Below are 16,046 nucleotides of genomic sequence, written 5' to 3' on the forward strand. Positions count from 1 at the left end.
TGAAATCGCTCAGATCACCCAGCACACCGGCGGCGTGATCGGCAACGCCTGGCTGATGATCGCCCTCCCGCTGGTCGGGGCGTTCATCCTGCTGGTGTTCAACAAGCTGACCGACCGCTGGGGCCATCTGCTGGGCGTGGCCATGTCCCTCGCCTCGTTCGTCGTGGCGGTGCTGGCGTTCTTCGAGCTGATCGGGTTCGGTGCGAGCGAGCGCCGCCGCGCGGTCGAGCTGTATGAGTTCATCCCCAACCTCGACCTGAAGATGGGGCTGCTGATCGACCCGCTGTCGATCAGCTTCGCGCTGCTGATCACCGGTGTGGGCTCGCTGATCCACATCTACTCGATCGGCTACATGGCGCACGACGAGCACCGGCGGAGGTTCTTCGGCTACCTCAACCTGTTCGTCTCGGCCATGCTCCTGCTGGTGCTGGCCGACAACTACGTCGGGCTGTTCATCGGCTGGGAGGGTGTCGGCCTGGCGTCCTACCTGCTCATCGGCTTCTGGCAGTTCAAGCCGTCGGCGGCGGTCGCGGCGAAGAAGGCGTTCGTCGTCAACCGCGTCGGCGACTTCGGCCTGCTGGTCGGCATGTTCGTCATCTGGACGACGTTCGGCACGCTCGCCTTCAAGGACCTCTACGGCAAGATCGGCGAGGCCGGCGCCTCCGACGGCGTCATGCTCGCCATCGGCCTGCTGCTCCTGCTCGGCGCGTGCGGCAAGTCCGCCCAGCTCCCGCTGCAGTCCTGGCTCCTCGACGCGATGGAGGGCCCGACCCCGGTCTCGGCCCTCATCCACGCCGCGACCATGGTCACCGCGGGCGTCTACCTGGTGGTCCGCTCCGGCGCGTTCTTCTTCCCCGAGGGGTCGGGGGCGGCCCTGGCCGTCACCATCGTCGGCGCGGCCACGCTGCTCGCCGGCGCCATCATCGGTTGCGCGAAGGACGACATCAAGAAGGGGCTGGCCGGCTCGACGATGTCGCAGATCGGCTACATGATGCTCGGCGCGGGCCTCGGCCCGGCGGGCTACGCCTTCGCCATCGGCCACCTCATCACGCACGGCTTCTTCAAGGCCGACCTCTTCCTCGGCGCCGGCTCGGTCATGCACGGCATGAACGACGAGGTCAACATGCGGAAGTACGGCGGACTGCGCAAGTTCATGCCGGTCACGTTCGTCACGTTCTTCATCGGCTACCTCGCGATCATCGGCTTCCCGCTGCTGTCCGGCTACTTCACCAAGGACGGCATCATCGAGACCGCGGTGCACCACGCGCCGGTCCTCGGCTGGCTGGCCGTGCTCGGCGCGGGCATCACCGGCTTCTACATGTCGCGGATGGTCTTCATGACCTTCTTCGGGCAGAAGCGGTGGGCGGACGACGCCCACCCGCACGAGTCCCCGGCCGTCATGACGGTGCCGCTCATGGTGCTGTCGCTGGGCGCGCTGGGCCTCGGCGCGTGGCTGGTGCTGGGCGGGACGCTGTACCAGTTCCTGATCCCGGCGGTCGGCGGCTCGGTGGCCGAGACGCCGCACTTCGCGCCGTTCTCCACCCCGGGTCTGGTCACGCTCGCGCTCGTCGCGGTCGGCGCGGTCTTCGCCTGGATGCGCTACGGCCGGGCCGAGGTGCCCGCCGTGCAGCCGCGCGGCTCGTTCCTCACCACGTTCGCCCGCCGTGACCTCTACGGCGACGCGATCAACGAGTCGCTGTTCATGCGTCCCGGCCAGTGGCTGACCCGCCTCGCGGTGTTCTTCGACAACCGCGGCATCGACGGCCTGGTCAACGGCCTGGCCGCCGGCATCGGCGGCAGCTCCGGCCGCCTCCGGCGGATCCAGACGGGCTTCGCCAGGACGTACGCGTTGTCCATCTTCATCGGTGCCGCCCTGCTGACCGGCGCCCTGCTCCTCGTTGGGACCATCTGATGTCACCCTGGCTTCCGATACTCATGGCGGTGCCCGTGGTGGGCGCCATCGTGGTGGCCCTGCTCCCCAAGGGCAGCGACAAGCTGGCCAAGCAGGTCACGCTGCTGGTCTCGCTTGCGGTGCTGGTGCTCACGGGCGTCATGGCGGCCGGGTTCGACCCCGACGGCGACCGCTTCCAGTTCACCGCCGCCTACAACTGGATCCCGAGCTTCGGCGTGAAGTTCGGGGTCGGCGTCGACGGCGTGGCCCTGGTGCTCATCGCCCTGTCGGCGGTGCTGGTGCCGATCGTGGTGCTGGCCTCCTGGCACGACGCCGACGGCGTGAAGACCGCCGACGGCACGCTCATCACGCCCAAGCGGTCGGTGAAGACGTACTTCTCGCTGCTGCTGGTGCTGGAGACGATGATGATCGGCGTCTTCGCGGCGACCGACATCTTCCTCTTCTACGTGTTCTTCGAGGCCATGCTCATCCCGATGTACTTCATGATCGGGTCGTACGGCGGCGCCCAGCGGTCCTACGCGGCCGTGAAGTTCCTGCTGTACTCGCTCTTCGGCGGCCTGCTCATGCTGGTCGCGGTCATCGGGCTCTACGTCGTGGCCGGCAAGTCCACGTTCATGTTCCCGGAGCTCGTCGGGGCCATCCAGGACCCGACCATGCAGAAGTGGCTGTTCGGCGGCTTCTTCATCGCCTTCGCCATCAAGGCGCCGCTCTGGCCGGTGCACACCTGGCTGCCCGACGCGGCGGCCCAGGCCCCGGCCGGCGCCGCGGTGCTGCTGGTCGGCGTGCTGGACAAGGTCGGCACGTTCGGCATGCTGCGCTTCTGCCTGGAGCTGTTCCCCGACGCCGCCAAGGCGTTCACGATGCCGATCGTGGTGCTGGCGGTCATCAGCATCATCTACGGCGCGATCGTCGCCATCGGGCAGACCGACATGAAGCGCCTCATCGCGTACACGTCGATCTCGCACTTCGGCTTCATCGTGCTGGGCGTGTTCGCCATGTCGTCCACGGCGTCGTCCGGCGCCGCCCTCTACATGGTCAACCACGGCTTCGCCACCGGCGCGCTGTTCCTCGCGGCGGGCTTCCTCATCGCGCGGCGCGGCTCGCCGTTCATCGGCGACTACGGCGGCGTGCAGCGGGTGGCCCCGGTGCTGGCCGGCTTCTTCCTGGTCGCCGGTCTCGCCGGGCTCTCGCTGCCGGGCCTGTCGTCCTTCGTCAGCGAGTTCATGGTCATGATCGGGACGTACGAGAGCCAGGCCCACGGCTCCGGCGCCCTGACCGCCGCCGCGGTGATCTCGGCGGTCGCCGTCATCCTCGCCGCCGTCTACATCCTGTGGATGGTCCAGCGGACCATGAACGGGCCGACCGCCGAGCCGGTCAAGGCGTTCAAGGACCTCAACGCCCGCGAGATCTGGGTCCTGGCCCCGCTCGTCGCGCTGATCATCGGGTTCGGCTTCTTCCCGAAGCCGCTGCTCGACGTGATCAACCCGTCCGTGCACCAGACGCTGACCAACGTGCAGGTGCCGGTCTCCACCATCGCTGAGAAGGGGACAGGTCAGTGAACCCCGCCATTGACGCACCCACGATCGAGTACGGCACACTGGCGCCGCTGCTGATCGTGTTCGGCGCGGCCATCATCGGCGTGCTCGTCGAGGCGTTCGCGCCGCGCTACCTGCGCAAGTCCATCCACGTGCCGCTCACCCTGCTGAGCCTGGCCGGCGCGTTCGCGCTGGTGCTGGTGCAGGTGCTGCGCGGCCAGGTGTCCACCGCCCCCTCCGCCATGGGGGCGCTGGCCGTGGACGGCCCGTCGCTGTTCCTCTGGGGCGTCATCCTCGTCCTGTCGTTCGTGTGCGTGCTGCTCATCAACGACGAGGGACACTTCGTCGCCTCGGCCGCGAGCGTGCCCGGCAGCGCCGACGAGGAGGCCGCCGAGTCCGTCGACAACGGCTCCGGCCACACCGAGGTCTACCCGCTGGTGCTGTTCGCGGTCGGCGGCATGCTGCTGTTCCCGGCCGCGCACGACCTGCTGATGATGTTCGTGGCCCTCGAGGTCATGTCCCTGCCGCTCTACCTGCTGTGCGGCCTGGCCCGCCGGCGCCGCCTGCTGTCGCAGGAGGCGTCGATGAAGTACTTCCTGCTCGGCGCGTTCTCCTCGGCGTTCTTCCTGTACGGCACCGCCATGGTCTACGGGTTCGCGGGCACCGTCTCGCTGCCCGGCATCAACCAGGCCCTGTCGGCCGGGTCCGGGCTCGACCCACTGCTGATGATCGGTCTCGCCATGCTCGGCGTGGGCCTGCTCTTCAAGATCGGCGCGGCCCCGTTCCAGGCGTGGAAGCCGGACGTCTACCAGGGCGCCCCGACCCCGATCACCGCCCTCATGGCCTCCGGCACGCTGGTCGCGGCCGTGGGCGCGGTGCTGCGGGTGTTCTGGGTCGGCCTCGGCAACCTCGACTGGGACTGGCGTCCGGTCATCTGGGTCATCGCGGCGCTGACCATGATCGTCGGCTCGGTGCTGGCGATCACGCAGACCGAGATCAAGCGGATGCTGGCGTACTCGTCGATCGCGCACGCGGGCTTCCTGCTCATCGGCGTGATGGCGACCTTCGGCACCGCCGAGCAGAACGCGGTCTCGCTCAAGGCGATCCTGTTCTACCTCGCGGTCTACGGCGTCACCACGGTTGGCGCGTTCGCGGTCGTCACGCTGATCCGCGACCCGGGCGGCGAGGCCGGCCACCTGTCGCGGTGGGCCGGGCTCGGCAAGCGGGCCCCGGTGCTCGCCGGCACGTTCGCCTTCTTCCTGCTGGCCTTCGCGGGCATCCCGCTGACCAGCGGCTTCATGGGCAAGTACGCCGTGTTCACGGCCGCGCTCGACAGCGGCACGCAGCCCGGCGACCCGATCGGCGGCTGGATGGCCGGCCTGGTCGTGGTGGGCGTGATCGCGTCCGCGGTGGCCGCGTTCTTCTACGTCCGCGTCATCGTGCTGATGTTCTTCAGCGAACCCGCCGCCGACGGCCCGGCGATCGCCGTCCCCAGTACGGGGACCGTGGCGGTCATCGCGGTTTCGCTGCTGGTTACCGTAGGAGTGGGGCTCTACCCGGAGTCCGTGCTCGGTATCGCCAACGACGCTGCTAGCAGCCTGTTCATTAGATAAGGGGAATCTCTATGTCTGCGCCACCCGTGGTTGACCTTCCCATTGAGGACGAGCGGTTGGCGCAGGACGTGGCCAACGGACTGGCCGCGGTCGAGAAACTCCTGCGCTCGTCGGTGGAGAGCGAGGACGCCTTCGTCACGGAGGCGTCCAAGCACCTCATCGAGGCGGGTGGCAAGCGGTTCCGTACGTTGATGGTGTTGCTGGCCGCCCAGTTCGGCGACCCGTCCGCGCCGGGTGTGGTGCCCGGCGCGGTCGTCATCGAGCTGACCCACCTCGGCTCGCTCTACCACGACGACGTCATGGACGAGGCCCCCGTGCGCCGGGGCTCGCCGTCGGCGAACGCCCGGTGGGACAACACCGTGGCGATCCTCACCGGCGACTACCTTTTCGCCCAGGCCAGCGACCTGCTCGCGGACCTCGGCCCCGAGCTGATCCGCATCCAGGCCCAGACGTTCTCCCGCCTGGTCCGCGGCCAGATCCGCGAGACCGTGGGCCCGCGCGACGGCGAGGACCCGGTCACGCACTACCTCGACGTCCTCGCCGACAAGACCGGCTCCCTCATCGCCGCCTCCGGCCGGTTCGGCGCGCTGCTGTCCGGCGCCCCCGCCGACGTGGAGGAGCGGCTGAGCCGCGCCTGCGAGGCGATCGGCGTGGCCTGGCAGCTCGGCGACGACCTGCTGGACGTCGCCTCCTCCGGCGCCCAGTCGGGCAAGACCCCGGGCACCGACCTCCGCGAGGGCATCAAGACCCTCCCTGTCCTCTACGCGCTGGCCGCCGGCGACTCCCCGCGCCTGACCGCCCTGCTGTCCGGCCCCGTGGCCGAGGAGGACGTGGAGGAGGCACTGGAGCTGCTGCGCGCCCACCCCGCCATGACACGCTCGCGTGAGGAGCTGGAGGCGTGGGTGAACCGGGCGCGGGCCGACATCTCCGGTCTGCCGGACATCCCGGCCCGCGAGGCGTTCCTAGCTCTGTGCGACTACGTGGTCCGGCGTTCCGGCTGAGGCCGCGTCCCTGCGCACCCGGGCGGCCTGACGGGCCGTCCTCAGGCTGTCGTACGTGAAGATCGCCAGGGCCAGCCACACGATCGAGAACCCGATCCACCGGCTGGACGGCATGACCTCCTTGGCGATCAGCACCCCGCAGGCGAACTGCAGGATCGGCGCGATGTACTGCAGCAGCCCGATCGTGCTGAGCGGCACCCTGATCGCCGCCGCGCCGAAGCAGATCAGCGGCACCGCCGTGATGAGCCCGGCCCCGACCAGCAGCGCCGCGTGCCCCAGCCCCTGCCCCGGGAACGTCGACCCGCCGCTCGCCTGAAGGAAGGCCAGATAGCCGAGCGCCGGCAGCAGCAGCACCAGCGTCTCGATCGCCAGGCTCTCGGTGGCCTCCACGTTCGCCTTCTTCTTCAGCAGCCCGTAGATGCCGAAGCTGACGGCCAGCACCAGCGCCACCCACGGCAGCCGGCCGTAGTCGAACGTCAGCACCACCACCGCCAGAGCCCCGAACCCGACCGCCACCCACTGCAGCGGACGCAGCCGCTCGCGCAGCAGCACCACCCCGAACAGCACGCTGACGAGGGGGTTGATGAAGTAGCCGAGCGCGGTCTCCACGACGTGGCCGCTGTTGACGGCGTAGATGTAGGTGCCCCAGTTGATCGTGACCGTGATCGCGGCCAGCGTGAGCAGGATGAGCTTGCGCGGCTGGCGGGCCAGCTCCCTGAACCAGGACCAGTGGCGGCGTACGGCGAGCACCGCGAGAACGGACACGAGCGACCACACCATCCGGTGGGCGAGGATCTCCACGGCGCCGGAGGGCTTGAGGAGAGGCCAGTAGAGGGGGAAGAGGCCCCACATGGTGTAGGCGGCGATCCCGTACAGCACACCGCGCCGAGAGTCAGGCATGAAATCTATCTTCGCCCGTTACCACCTTTAACCACAAATTTCATCCTCTAAGTGGAAATGTGTAGATCTCCTAAAACGTTGCGAGAGATGAAGCCCACCCGGCCCGCCGAGGCGGCCCAGGTAGGCTGACCCGAGGACGCGAGCTGGAGGTAGCGCGATGGGCTGGCTGTTCGGCGGCAACAAGACATCGATGGTCCGGCCGGAGGACGCCCTGCCGGGCCGCCCGGAGCGGATGCCCGTGGCACCCCGCCACGCGGTCCTGGACGCCCCGCTGGCCCCGCCGTACCCCGAGGAGCTGGAGGTGGCCGACTTCGGCCTGGGCTGCTTCTGGGGCGCCGAGCGCAAGTTCTGGCAGACCCCCGGAGTCGTCACCACGGCCGTCGGCTACCAGGGCGGCTACACCCCCAACCCGACGTACGAAGAGGTCTGCTCCGGCCTCACCGGCCACACCGAGGCCGTCCGCGTCGTCTACGACCCCGCCCGGATCTCGTACGAGGAGCTCCTGAAGATCTTCTGGGAGGCCCACGACCCCACCCAGGGCATGCGCCAGGGCAACGACGTCGGCACCCAATACCGCTCCGCCATCTACTACCACTCACCCGAGCAGCGCAAGGCGGCGGAGGCTTCGCGGGAGGCGTACCAGGAGGTGCTGAGCGCGGCCGGCTACGGCGACATCACCACCGAACTGGCCGAAGCCGGCCCGTTCTACTACGCGGAGGACTATCACCAGCAATACTTGTACAAAGTGCCCAATGGGTACTGCGGGATCGGCGGCACGGGCGTGGCCTGTCCGGTGGGCCTGACCTCCGGCGACGCCTGAAGGCGCGTAAGGCGGGGCTATGTACTGTGTTCCAGCCGGTGGCTTGCATCGCCGAGCAAGGTGATGCTCGGCGGATGCGCTGATGCTTCGAAGACGGAGCGCTTTTCATCCTGAGTAGCGGCCTTCTTCGATGAGCTGCAGGACGAGGATGGCCTGCACGATCGCTGTGGCGCGGTGCGGGCAACAGCGCAGCCGAGTCAAGACCTTCCAGGTCTTCAGGGTGGCGACGGGCCGTTCCCCGCAGGCGCGGATGCGAGCGTGGGCGCGGTTGACCGAGCGCTGATGGCGCGACAGCGGAGGCCGCAGCCGATGGCCTTTGAACGGGGTGCGGATGCTGCCGCCCGCGCCTTGATATGCCTTGTCGGCGAAGATCCTCACCCTTGCGGCGGTCAGCGCGTCGATCAGGCCGGTGGCGCGGCGGCGGTCAGGTCGTGCGTGGCACCGGGCAGCGCGGGTGAGGCCCACATCAGCCGGCCGGCTGGATCGGCCAGGACCTGCACGTTGACGCCGTGGCGTTGGTATTTGCCGGAGTAGTAGGGCCGTTCGTCGGCCAGCCGGTCGATCGGGATCAGGGTGCCGTCCAGGATGGTGCAGGCCAGGCGGCCGGCGCGTAAGACGGCGGCGTGGACGTCGTCGGCGAGCAGGGCGAGCAGGTCGGTCGCCTCGCGGGCGTAGCGCCAGGCGGTGCTGGTGCCGACGTGGAAGTCGGCGGCCAGCCGCGCGTAGGTGTCACCGTTGCGCAGGTGGGCCAGGACCAGCAGGGCTTGCCGGGATGGGTCCAGGCGCCGCCATCGGCAGCGGCGCTCGGAACGCCGGCCGTGGATCAGCTCGGCCAGGCGGATCAGGGTGCGATTGGACAGCGGAATCGCGGCAGGGTATGACAGCAACGAGGCTCTCCGGTAGAGGCATCGGATCTTGGCCGACTGCTGTCTTACCGGGAGCCTCTTCTCATGCCAACCCCTCCCGGCGCCGCGCCCTGCTGACCAGCGCGATCAGGTTGGAAAAGCCTCACGGGTCTGACGTGCTATACGTTACTAGGCTGGTCCTCGGGGATGAGGCCATTGTCCGCCGCCCAGGCTATGAAGTCTCCTGGCCTGAAGGGGAGGTGATACTCGCTGCTTAGGAGATCATCTGCAAGCTCGGCAACAAGGGGGGCAGTGAGCAAGCCACTCCTAATCGAGGAGCAGAGTAGGGCGAGGGTAGGGGAGAGCTGGATCCCGTGATCCTCTGCGGCTTTTCGTGCGGCACGGTCGTCTACTACTGCGGTAGCGTCCAAAGTTTGGGCGAGGGCAAGTACACCGGCTTCCCCTCGGTTCCGCTCGCCGCGCACCAATAACCGGGCGAAATGGGCGTACGCCTTTGTCTCGTCCAACGAGCGAAGCTCGTATTGCTCCACCCAGGAGGCATCCAAAGCAGCCGCGATTCGGGTATCCCGAGCGGCACCGACCTTGAGCTCAGCCACGACCACATCAGGTATCAATGCCCTGCGGTCGCCCACGACTGCCTTCAGGACCCCCAGCCAGTTGTTGATCGCGAAATGGCTCAAAGGCCCCGTGTCGAAGACCAGCGTCTCGATATCGCTCATGGCGCCTACGAGACGAACTTCCAGATGGAACTCTCTGGCAACTGTGGCACCTCAGGCAAGTCGTCTTCGCTCCACGTGTCAAAGAGGAGGTCAGTGGCCCGCGCCGCAGACACGACCGCATTCCGGTAGAGCGTAAGGATTCCCTTGACGTACGGATCCGGCAGGTGGGGTGCTTCGAGCTCCTGTGGCACGACGAGGTTGTGCTCGATGATGTCGGCCTTCGTCGTGCGGACAGAGCGAATGAAGCCTGCGTCCTTCTGGTCTATGAGTTCCAATTCCACCAGCCGGCGTGCCAGCGTGGACATGTCTACCTGGTAACCACTGGCCAGCTTGATGGCAGTGGTCCGGAGATCGCTCCCTTCCGCCTTCAGGCAAGACAAGTCCGCCTTCAGGCCATGTTGTGGCAGCAGCAGCGCCCGCCCGAAGCGATCGAGTCGGGCCTCCCAAACGTCGTCGTTCTGATGCTCCGAGATGCGCCAGTCGATGTTGTACTCGTCTGCGAACAGGTAGTGACCCAACTCGTGCGCCAAGGCGAGCCGCCGTCTGCCTACACGAAGGCTCCCGTTGACAATCGCCACCCCGCCCTCCTCGAGGAGAATGGAGGCCGCATCGGCGGCGTCGGCGCCCATGTCGAAGGAGAAGGTGAAGAGACCGAGTTTGGCTACTTCCGTGGAAAGGCTGAGTGCAGGTTTTGCAGGGGCCAAGCCGATCAGCTTGCGCGCTTCTGCGGCGGCGTCCTCGGCGTCGCTCGCAGAACTAGGGCGATCAAGCACTCGGCTCTTCGGCCATGCCTTAACTGTGCGAGAGGTGACGAACTCAACGTTTCTGGCGGCCAGCTCAATCAGTCTGTCGATCGCAGGGCTCACAGCCCCAGGATCCTGAAGATTACGGTGTGAGATGATCGCTTCAGGTGTCTGGTCGAAGAACCATTCGACCCTCTCACCGACTGCGTCGGCGATTCGGGAAAGCTCCAAGGCGGACACGCGACGGGAGCCGTTCTCGATCTTTGCAAGCGCAGACCTGTCGAGGGAGATCGTTACTGCCAGCTCTGCCTGAGTGAGGCCTGTTCGTCGGCGTGCGTCCGCGATGCGGCTGCCCAGCTGGTTCTGCTCCTCCGCATCCATGTGTGCGATTATAGAACATGCATGGCTTCGGCCTGCAAGCGTGTCCTCCTATGTGGGTCGCCAAGATGCTGTCAAGTCACGAATCTTGCAGTCTGATCATTCTGTTGCCTGAGGTGAAGCACTACCACCAGCAATATCTTTTTAAAGTTCCCAATGGGTACTGCGGCGTCGGCGGGACCGGAGTCGCTTGTCCAGTGGGCCTGACGTCCGGTGACGCGCGTGAGGCGATGCTTGGGCGGGGGGCTGCGATTCTATACAGAAACATGTACAGTCGATGCATGACTGTTCTGCACGACCCTACTGAGCTGACCGTCACAGAGGCGGCCCAGCGAGGCGTTGCCCGCCTGGTGGCTGATGCGGAGCAGGGGACCGATCTGGTGGTCACCCGTCGGCATCAGCCAGTGGCGGCCGTGGTGAGTATTCGTCGGCTCCATGAGCTTGAGGAAGCGGCGGCTGATCTGCGTGATCTGGCGCTTGTGCTTGCCCGGTCGGTCACGGACACGGGCGAGCGGGTCTCGCTCGATGAGGTGCTCGCCGCTTTCGGGCATACTCGCGAGTCTCTGGCCGTCATCCCGGACGACGAGTGATTCGTGTCCGACGTCGTCTTCACTGCGCCAGCGGTTGATGACCTCCGGCGCATCGGCCCAGATGCGGTGCCCAAGGTACTCAAGAAGATCCTTCTCCTGCTGGAGAATCCCGAGGCCGGCTACCCGCTCAGCGGGGAACTGACCGGTTTCCGGAAGCTTGTGGTCGGTCGCAACACCTGGCGTGTTGTCTACCGCATCACCGAGGACAAGTCGGTGGAGATCTGTGAAGTGTGGGCCGTCGGTGAGCGAGCCGACGCGGAAGTCTACGCTGAGGCGACGGCGAGGGTTCGCGAGGCGGGGGCCGACCGTCCGGAGATTGTCCAACTCGGCCAGGTGATCGAGCGTCTTGGCACGCTTGCCGATCACATTCGGGTGGAGAAAGCGCCCCCTAGAGAACCGGTTCCAGATTGGCTCGCGGACCGGCTGATCCACACAGTGGGGATGGCTCGCGAGGATGTTGCCGCTCTTGATCTCCAAGAGGCCGTCGATCTGTGGGCTGAGTACCGGTCGAAGCCCCGTTAGGCTGCACAACTTATTGCCTGAAGCGAAGCGCTACCACCAGCAAAATTTGTACAAAGTGCCCAATGGGTACTGCGGCATCGGCGGTACGGGCGTCGCCTGCCCTGTCGGCCTGACCTCCGGCGAGACCTGAGCGCATCGCTGAGATGTCGACAAGATGTGTCCCGGCTTCCTGGAAAGCCTTGTCTATGCAATGACGTCATGAGCGTGATGCGCGAGGAACTTCATCACCTGGTGGACCGGCTCCCCGAGGAGAAGGTCGCGCCTCTGCTGCGCTTGGTCAAAGATCAGCTCGATGAGCCGCCAGCCGTCCGTGACCTGCCATTCATCGGTCTGCTGGCGGCTGAGCCGGATTTTGCCGAACGCAGCGAAGAGATCTTGAAGTCGGAGGACAATCACTGCCTGTGATCGTCCTTGACACAGGCCCATTGGTTGCGGCGCTCAACCACGGAGACAAGCATCACGAGGTATGCGCGCGCTTGCTGAGGACTCACCCTGGTCCGTTGCTGGTCCCCGTCACGTTCTCTGATCTGTCCAGGAACCCCCGGGCCGTCGCAGAGCGTGCGGTACGCCTAGGGCGTGTGCGTGTAACCCATCGTGACGCTGCCGATTTCTATCTGACTGCGGCAGACCGTGAGGAGGAGCGCGATCGGACGCTGGCAACTGCGTCCCGGCTGTTCCTTGCCCTGATCAAGCATGATCCCACTGCGCGCGCGCTGGTTCTGGCGATGCCGGACGTCTTTCCCTGGGTGCGTCACCTTTCCCCCGATGAGCTTCGCGCCTTCACCTTGGAACTGGTTGAGGCGCTCTCCGATGCGGCCGAGCTGGATGTCGATGCCACTACCCAAGAGGTCATAGCGGGCTGGCGGGCCACTGCCAGAATCAAGGCAGATCCTGCGCAATACGCCGAGGCTCGTAAGGCCACGAGCGGTGACTTCGGGCCGGTACAGGTCTCCGCGTGAGCCCGAAGCGTGGAGACCGGGTGACGGTGCCGCCTCCTGATGACGAATGGGATGTTCGATTCGGTACCAGCGAGGCTGTGCGGGGTTGGGATGAGCTGTGCCGACACGCCTTATCCAATACACGGCGATGCTTCGAAAGTCTGCGGATTGATCCTCGCATCAGCGCGGGTCATGATCGGCAACATCGTCTACGTGGTGACCTTGCGACTCATCGTCACAACGGCAAGGAGCTGGAGCAGTGGGAGTTCGAGGTCACCAGCGGCGGACGCGTGCGCTACTGCTGCCTTGGCGGGACAGGTGTCGCCTGCCCGGGGCACGGCACCGAGCACGGCCGCCTGCTGCTTGTCGGCCGGGCCGCCTTCGGGACGCGCGGGTCACGCCGAGGAAGCGGAAGAAAAGTGATTGCCCCGGGCACGGCGGTCAGGTTGGCTCGGCAGCATGGCTGAACTGCGTACCGATCGCCTCATCCTGCGCCGATGGCGTGCATCCGACCTTGAACCGTGGGCGGCGATGAACGCCGATCCCGAGGTCCGGGAGCACTTGGGCGACCTGCTGACCCGCGAGCAGAGCGACGCCTCCGTGGCGCGGTTCCAGGCCGAGTTCGACCAGCGAGGCTACGGGTGGTGGGCGGTCGAGGTGGAGGCCACGGGCGAGTTCGTCGGCTTCGCGGGCTTGGATGACGTGGACGAGCACATGCCGTTCACCGGAGTGGAGATCGGGTGGCGGCTCGCCCGCTCGGCCTGGGGCCGGGGCTATGCCACCGAGGCCGCGCTGGCCGTCCTGGCCCACGGATTCGACGCTCTTGAGCTTCCCGAGATCCTCGCCGTCACGACGGCCACCAACCTTCGTTCCCAGGCGGTGATGCGCCGGATCGGCATGACCCGGGACCCGGCCGACGACTTCGACGACCCCACCGAGCCCGAAGGGCCGCTGCGTCCTAACGTGCTGTATCGCATCGTCCGTGGTGCGAGGAGCTGACGTTCTCCACTGAGGTCGTCAGGGCGTGCCGTGCGGCGACCTGGCGGATCTCCTCCAGCGGGTACGGCGTCTTCTTGCTCTCGCTCTGCTGAGCGTGGTAGAAGTCGTTCAGCACGGTGGCCAGCGGGCTGTGCCGCGACAGCAGGGCCGCGACCCCGCCGGGCACGCCGGTCGGCCGTGCTCCCGCCGCCCATTCCCGCACCAGTTCGCGACGTCCCGGCCAGTCGGCGCCGTGGAAGGTGCCGGCCAGCCAGTTCACCATGTACGTCAGCGTGTAGGTGCGGTCGAAGGTGAGGTGCCGGCGATAGAAGGCCCGTTCCTCCTCCGACAGGTCGAACCGGGGCGACACGGCCTGCCCGAAGTCGGTCAGGTAGAGGCCGCGCCCGTCGGTGAGGACGTTCTTGAAATGCGCGTCGAAGTGCAGGAGGCCGTTCGCGTTCATGAAGGACACGGCCTCACGCAGCCGCTGGTCCGCCAGGGTGCACGCGCGGTCGGCGTCGCCCGCGCGTACCTGCTCGTCCAGCCACTGGTCCAGGTTGTACGGGAAGTGCTCCAGGAAGAGCGTCAGGCTCGCCGGCGCCTCCGCCAGCGCTTCGAGGCGGCGGCGTACGCCGGGCGCGCCCTCCCAGAAGGTGACCGCCCGATCGATGTCGGCCAGCGGTCCGTACAGCGGGGCCGGCTCGGCGTCGGGCAGCGCCCGCCAGTGGTACAGCAGCGGGAAGCCGGGGGACCGGCTGGTCAGCACCCACTCGGTGGTCATCGTGTGCGCGGCCAGTTCGCGCCAGGCGCCGAAGCCGGGGGAGCCGATGCCGTACTGGCAGAAGGGCGGCAGCCCGAACAGGTTGGCCGTCGAGCGCGGGTGGCGGAGCTCGGGCTCGGTGAGGGGGACCCGTTTGACGAAGACCGGGGTGCCGCCGACCTCGAGCCGCGCGGACGTCCCGCCGATGCCGGTGCCGAGGGGCACGGCCTCACGCTGCAGCAGCTCGGCCAGTGCGTGGTCGTCGTGGCGGGCCAGGGCGGTGGAAACGTCGCGATAGGTGGTCAGCCGCGTGTCCGTCATCATGATCACTTCAGTGGCCGATGACGACCGCGGAGCGCGGCCACGGCGTCGTCCTCAGCGCTTGGGCCGTTGTGGCTTGCCGGTCACCCCGCCGAACAGCGCCAGGCCCTTCACCACGAGCACCGGCGCCGACGGATCGACGTCCGCGCTGCCGTGTACGTCGAAGCCGCCGAAGATCCCGACGCCCTCGCTGCGCACCTCCATCCCCTCGGGCACGATGATCTCGGCCCCGCCGAAGATCGCGGTGACCCTGATCTCGACCTCCCTCGCCTCGAACTCGGCGTTGGTCATGTCGAATCGGACGCCACCGAACAGGGCGAACGCCGCGGTCCTGCGCCGGACGCGCCAGCGGCCCTTGCGCTCGCTGCCGCCGAAGACGGCGATGACGTTCTCGGGCGAGGACTCCGTGGCAGGCGCGCCTGAGACGAGGTTCGGGGTCACCGGGTGGCGCTGGTCGATCTGGAGGTCGTGGGTGAGGAGCTGGAGTTCTCCCACGGTTTTGGCCTGGTAGAGCTTGTCCAGGCGTTCGGAGTACTCCTCGTGGCTCAGCTGGCCGGTGCTCATCGCTTCGCCGAGCACGGCGGCGAACTGCTCCCTGTTGCTGTCCGAGGCGCGGAGATGGGACAGCTGAGGGTCCCTGGGCGAGGGGCGGTTTTCCATATCACTCACGATAGTACTCGTTTGTCTCGGTTGGGGGTGACGCCTGATCTGCGGGAGGCCGGTCGAAGAAGTCCGGCTGAGCAGCACATTACGGGGTGAGGCGCAGCGCTGCCACCGGCCACCGACGCCAAGACGGGCGGCCCGGTGGCCTGCCATCCGTGAGCTCGGATGGATGGTCGAGACGCAGCCGGCGTACGCGCAGGCGGCGTGACCGCAGCGCGGTCTGCCGGGGCAGGATCGACATCGGCGTGGCGAGGTGGTCCTCGGCATGGGCCGCGGTGGCGGCGCAGGGGCAGGCCGAGCCGTTGCAGGCCGCGGATGCGTTCCAGCCGTGACAGCTCGGCCGCGCCGTACCAGCGATAGCCGGTGGACAGGTCCACCGCGGCGGGAGCCAGCAGCCCGATCTTGTCGTAATGGCGCAGGGTGCGTTCGGACACGCCGACCATCCGCGCCAGTTGACCGATCCGCCACACCGTGGCTCCTCCCCGGCAGGTTGACTTTGTCCCTGCGGCAAGGTCCTGGCGTCACCGCCCATGACCGATGCGAACCCTCGTACCCGGCTTGCCGGTGTCCTGCTGGTGACCTCGTTGGTGGCCATGATCGCCGGTACGGCCATCGCGGTGCCATCGGGGTTGACCCTGAATCCGGCCGACCCTGCCGCCGCGCCGGCCGCGGTGGCGGAGCGGTCCGGACTGCATCTGACCGAGCCGGCCTTCGACGTGCTGGGCTGGAACAGCTCGGGTACGCCCTCCACCTGTCCATCATGATCTGGTACGGGGCGCTGGGCCGG

17 protein-coding genes and 3 pseudogenes are annotated in these 16,046 nt (G+C 67.4%); 13 read left to right on the forward strand and 7 right to left on the reverse strand.

What is annotated here, in order from left to right; translation table 11 throughout:
• Positions 1–55 precede the first annotated feature (55 nt).
• The 4 genes from nuoL to Nocox_RS02190 are packed head-to-tail and all read left to right on the forward strand — an operon-like array spanning position 56 to position 6,061.
• Positions 56–1,912 (forward strand): NADH-quinone oxidoreductase subunit L, encoded by a 1,857-nt coding sequence (nuoL, locus tag Nocox_RS02175; protein WP_211212610.1) that lies wholly within the window; start codon positions 56–58, stop codon positions 1,910–1,912.
• Positions 1,912–3,471: an NADH-quinone oxidoreductase subunit M gene (locus Nocox_RS02180; protein ID WP_026214231.1), complete on the forward strand. Its 1,560-nt coding sequence runs from the start codon at positions 1,912–1,914 to the stop codon at positions 3,469–3,471. Before nuoL ends, Nocox_RS02180 begins: the two co-directional genes overlap by 1 nt.
• A complete protein-coding gene (gene nuoN, locus Nocox_RS02185; RefSeq protein WP_020542670.1) occupies positions 3,468–5,060 on the forward strand; it encodes an NADH-quinone oxidoreductase subunit NuoN in 1,593 nt (530 codons plus the stop codon). The genes Nocox_RS02180 and nuoN overlap by 4 nt, the downstream gene beginning before the upstream one ends.
• 11 nt (positions 5,061–5,071) lie before the next feature.
• Positions 5,072–6,061, forward strand: a complete 990-nt coding sequence (locus tag Nocox_RS02190; protein ID WP_085996002.1) for a polyprenyl synthetase family protein — start codon at positions 5,072–5,074, stop codon at positions 6,059–6,061.
• Here the strand turns inward: Nocox_RS02190 and rarD are convergent.
• Entirely contained in the window at positions 6,023–6,961 is a 939-nt protein-coding gene (rarD, locus tag Nocox_RS02195; RefSeq protein WP_033408705.1) for an EamA family transporter RarD, read from the reverse strand. The genes Nocox_RS02190 and rarD overlap by 39 nt on opposite strands.
• Before the next feature lie 157 nt (positions 6,962–7,118).
• Here rarD and msrA point away from each other — a divergent pair, with 157 nt between their 5' ends.
• A complete protein-coding gene (msrA, locus tag Nocox_RS02200) occupies positions 7,119–7,781 on the forward strand; it encodes a peptide-methionine (S)-S-oxide reductase MsrA (protein ID WP_020542673.1) in 663 nt (220 codons plus the stop codon).
• 105 nt (positions 7,782–7,886) lie between these two features.
• Here msrA and Nocox_RS02205 read toward each other — a convergent pair.
• The 3 genes and pseudogenes from Nocox_RS02205 to Nocox_RS02215 form a co-directional block, all read right to left on the reverse strand.
• Positions 7,887–8,668: pseudogene (locus Nocox_RS02205) on the reverse strand (transposase family protein).
• A gap of 137 nt (positions 8,669–8,805) precedes the next feature.
• Entirely contained in the window at positions 8,806–9,366 is a 561-nt protein-coding gene (locus Nocox_RS02210) for a PIN domain-containing protein (RefSeq protein ID WP_020542676.1), read from the reverse strand.
• 5 nt (positions 9,367–9,371) lie between these two features.
• Positions 9,372–10,490 (reverse strand): helix-turn-helix domain-containing protein, encoded by a 1,119-nt coding sequence (locus tag Nocox_RS02215; protein ID WP_020542677.1) that lies wholly within the window; start codon positions 10,488–10,490, stop codon positions 9,372–9,374.
• Positions 10,491–10,612: 122 nt separating this feature from the next.
• Here Nocox_RS02215 and Nocox_RS42735 point away from each other — a divergent pair.
• From Nocox_RS42735 to Nocox_RS02240, 6 genes and pseudogenes are all read left to right on the forward strand, one after another.
• Positions 10,613–10,705: pseudogene (locus Nocox_RS42735) on the forward strand (peptide-methionine (S)-S-oxide reductase MsrA); the annotation flags it as partial.
• A 63-nt stretch (positions 10,706–10,768) separates the two neighbouring features.
• Entirely contained in the window at positions 10,769–11,077 is a 309-nt protein-coding gene (locus Nocox_RS02220) for a type II toxin-antitoxin system Phd/YefM family antitoxin (protein ID WP_026214233.1), read from the forward strand.
• A 3-nt stretch (positions 11,078–11,080) separates the two neighbouring features.
• Positions 11,081–11,599 carry a type II toxin-antitoxin system RelE family toxin gene (locus Nocox_RS02225; RefSeq protein ID WP_020542679.1) on the forward strand — a complete coding sequence of 173 codons (519 nt, stop codon included), beginning with the start codon at positions 11,081–11,083 and terminating at the stop codon, positions 11,597–11,599.
• A 198-nt stretch (positions 11,600–11,797) separates the two neighbouring features.
• Positions 11,798–12,004: a hypothetical protein gene (locus tag Nocox_RS02230; RefSeq protein WP_157382976.1), complete on the forward strand. Its 207-nt coding sequence runs from the start codon at positions 11,798–11,800 to the stop codon at positions 12,002–12,004.
• 173 nt (positions 12,005–12,177) lie between these two features.
• Complete coding sequence (locus Nocox_RS02235) at positions 12,178–12,558, forward strand: hypothetical protein (RefSeq protein WP_246649727.1); 381 nt, start codon at positions 12,178–12,180, stop codon at positions 12,556–12,558.
• A gap of 438 nt (positions 12,559–12,996) precedes the next feature.
• On the forward strand, positions 12,997–13,536 hold the full coding sequence (locus Nocox_RS02240; protein WP_026214235.1) for a GNAT family N-acetyltransferase: 540 nt from the start codon (positions 12,997–12,999) through the stop codon (positions 13,534–13,536).
• Here the strand turns inward: Nocox_RS02240 and Nocox_RS02245 are convergent.
• Positions 13,496–14,599: a protein kinase family protein gene (locus Nocox_RS02245; RefSeq protein WP_033408711.1), complete on the reverse strand. Its 1,104-nt coding sequence runs from the start codon at positions 14,597–14,599 to the stop codon at positions 13,496–13,498. The two genes, Nocox_RS02240 and Nocox_RS02245, sit on opposite strands and share 41 nt — an antisense overlap.
• A 51-nt stretch (positions 14,600–14,650) precedes the next feature.
• Positions 14,651–15,256, reverse strand: a complete 606-nt coding sequence (locus tag Nocox_RS02250) for a DUF1707 SHOCT-like domain-containing protein (protein WP_020542684.1) — start codon at positions 15,254–15,256, stop codon at positions 14,651–14,653.
• A 158-nt stretch (positions 15,257–15,414) separates the two neighbouring features.
• Between Nocox_RS02250 and Nocox_RS42745 the strand changes: the two genes are divergently transcribed.
• Positions 15,415–15,591, forward strand: coding sequence for a hypothetical protein (locus Nocox_RS42745; protein WP_246649728.1), 177 nt, complete (start codon positions 15,415–15,417; stop codon positions 15,589–15,591).
• Positions 15,592–15,597: 6 nt separating this feature from the next.
• On the opposite strand, the pseudogene Nocox_RS44080 reads toward Nocox_RS42745, so the two are convergent.
• Positions 15,598–15,702: pseudogene (locus tag Nocox_RS44080) on the reverse strand (MerR family DNA-binding transcriptional regulator); the annotation flags it as partial.
• An 87-nt stretch (positions 15,703–15,789) separates the two neighbouring features.
• Here Nocox_RS44080 and Nocox_RS02260 point away from each other — a divergent pair.
• Complete coding sequence (locus tag Nocox_RS02260; protein WP_157382977.1) at positions 15,790–16,023, forward strand: hypothetical protein; 234 nt, start codon at positions 15,790–15,792, stop codon at positions 16,021–16,023.
• Positions 16,024–16,046 lie beyond the last annotated feature (23 nt).

The organism is Nonomuraea coxensis DSM 45129, from assembly GCF_019397265.1.
Lineage (GTDB): Bacteria > Actinomycetota > Actinomycetes > Streptosporangiales > Streptosporangiaceae > Nonomuraea > Nonomuraea coxensis.